This is a genomic window from Saccharibacter floricola DSM 15669 (assembly GCF_000378165.1).
GTDB classification, from domain to species: domain Bacteria; phylum Pseudomonadota; class Alphaproteobacteria; order Acetobacterales; family Acetobacteraceae; genus Saccharibacter; species Saccharibacter floricola.
In genome coordinates, this window is the sequence record NZ_KB899362.1 from 1 (window position 1) to 2919 (window position 2919).

A 2919-nucleotide genomic window follows, 5' to 3' on the forward strand; every position below is an offset into this window, starting at 1 on the left:
GGCCTGCCGCATTCGTCACTGTCCCCGCAGTCGCGTTCGTCAACGCAACGCGGCCTTGTGTATTCACAATATCACTAAAGGAAGCATTATTCTCACCTGTTAAAATCGCGTTGGCGTTATCATTAATACTCTTTTCAAAAATCGTCCCGCCATTGACCGTAACATTCCCTTGATTGTACAGCCCTACCTTATTGGAGTCAGACGCCCCTCCTTGAAGGGAGCCTGTTAAAATAAGGCCCGCTCCAGAAGAAACAGACGTCTTTCCTGAATACGTATTTTGTCCAGAGAAAATCTCTTGTCCGCCCGTGATATTAACGCCACCTCTACCAGAGATAGAGCCTTTAAATTGATTATCTACAAGGACGGAACCTTCTTTGTTAAGATCAACAATTTTATCACCATTATGTTCATTATACTGATTTTTAGAGATAATGTTACCATTACCATCAATATAGACCGTATTATTATTTCCCTCCCCACTATATGTGTTGGAGGTCACATTGGCGGTTTCACCATTAATTAACGTATTTATCGTACGATTACCGTTTGTAATCGTTAAATCATTACCACCAAGAACAACCTGTCCTTGCCCACTCAATGTTTGAATAGAAGTTCCATGATTATTCAAGGCCGTAACATCAAACTTTGCAGCGTCTCCGTCAACTCGCACACCAGCTGATGTGCTAATAGAACTCGAACCTGCGAGTGCTAATATCCCATTTGTAACATGCGTCGCACCCGTATAGGAATTATTCCCCGCCAAGGTTGTTGTGCCAGAGCCATTCTGCCACACATCACCCGATCCAGAAATAGTTTGTGTTAATTTAACTCCATTACTATGATTAACTACAAATGCACCATCATTAACAATTTCACCTGTTCCAACAGATCCTGTTTCTCCCCCATTACCAATCTGAAGCGTTCCTCTTTGAATCTGTGTTTGGCCCTGGTAATCATTATTTGTTCCAACAATAACCGTTCCAGTCCCCTGTTGGATCACCCCACCTGAGCCCGTAATATGCTGGTTAGCTGAAAAAACATCTGAACGGTTAAATACAACTTCTGAATCGTTATTTTGCAACCTAATATTAGGAGAATTATCAATAGATCCTGTATTTCCTCCATTACCTATTTGAATGAATCCATGCCGCACAATAGTATCTTTATTATAAAGATTTTCCCCTGTGACGATAAGACCTGCTGTTTCAACCGTAACACCCCCCTGAAAAGTATTATTTCCGCTTAATGTTGCATTCGCAGGGCCTTGCTTATCAATACCACCTTGTCCCGAAAGAACCCCAGAAAAGTACATGGGCCCCTCGACTTGGCCCGTATCAGTATCTCCAGCGTTCGCAACTAATGTTCCATTCAACGTCATATTAACTGTCGTATGAAGAGAAATACCGTCATAAGTCTGTATTGTGCCGTTGTTCACTGTCATTTGATAGAATGACGGTGGCAGATTGGACGTAATCCCTGGGTACAATCCACCCGAACCATCACCAGCTACAACAGTAGCATTCGGGCCAATATTAAGCGCAGCAAAACCTGTCTGCGAGGCCGCCCCTAAAGTAATCCCACCGGGTACAGTGAGAAACCCTCCATCTGAAACATTAGCAACACCTCGGCCACCATTGGTGATATTCGTGGGAACATTGTTATAGGAATTTGAATTCCCACTGATATACAAACTGCCAGTTGCCGTTAGAACAGACCCCTGCCCAACAACATCTACCTCCCCCGACGTCTTGGCAAAATTCCCAACCACAACATCACTACCTACCTGTGCTTGGGCACCATCCATAATTCTCAAAAAACTCGTCTTCGTACTCGTCCCTGTTCCCTGTGTCGGGTCTCCATTCCCCACAACGAAGGAGCCAAACATACTTTTTAAATTACCACTGCTCCCTTGTGCCACCACTTCACCAGATGCCCCCTGAGCATTGCCAATAACTATGCTTTGGAATGAAGAAAATGGGACATTGTCTAAGACCATCTTAGCCTTGCCATCTACATTATTAGATACCGTTGTATAATCAGTGTAGTCATAGTTATTTTCATCATTATGTGTCGTATTTCTAAAAATTAAAGTGCCATTATTAACCGTTGTTGAGCCTGTATAGCTATTTCCCCCTGTAACGGTAACGGTACCCGTACCATTTTTCACTAAAGCAACAGCCCCATTAATCCCAGTTTGGGTTGAATCCGTATTGTCAGCCCCCACAACGTACGGAGGATGAGAAGGAGGCCCCAGTTGAGCATAAGCGTTTCCTCCCAAAAACATTGATACGCTACTCAATAATAACGAACGAAACACTGGGACACCTTTCATGACAAAACTCCCTCCCTTTAAAATAACTAGCAATCAACTTAGTCAATCCTATTATTGATCGGGCAGTTATTAACTAAATTTATAAACAATATTGGCATAGTTTATCTAAAATTTGCAATATCCAATGTAAATTAACTTTTCTGGTAGAAACCCTTCATCTAAATTAAAGATAGATTTTTCTGGAAAACTTATCATCCCTTAAGATCATACTTCCGTATAGAGAATATTTATTATTGGTTAAAACACACTTTCTGAATTCCAGTTAGGTTTTGACATCATATGCTGCATTTGCAACACAGATAACCGAAATGAGAAGACTACCGCTTTTTTTGTATTCTACTGTGATCACCCACCATTTCTTGAACAGTGCCCATCAATTTTTGAGTAGGTTTTGTTGACAAATAATGGTATCCAGATTTTCATGGCAGCAATGTTGAAAAAGGCGAGGCAGGCAGCTCTATTAAGGATGCAGCACCAGAAGTGTCCGAAACTTCACCACCTGTCAGTTTGAAGCCAAGAGGGCGCCCTTGACCGTCTGCACAGGCATGGACTTTGCTCGTAAATCCGCCGCGGCTGCGACCAAAACC

1 protein-coding gene is annotated in these 2919 nt (G+C 42.4%); it reads right to left on the bottom strand.

Annotated features, from left to right (window positions below; genetic code table 11):
- Window positions 1-2284: beta strand repeat-containing protein (locus F457_RS13125; protein WP_211209056.1), on the bottom strand; the 2284-nt coding region annotated here is incomplete at its 3' end.
- Between the last annotated feature and the right edge of the window lie 635 nt (window positions 2285-2919).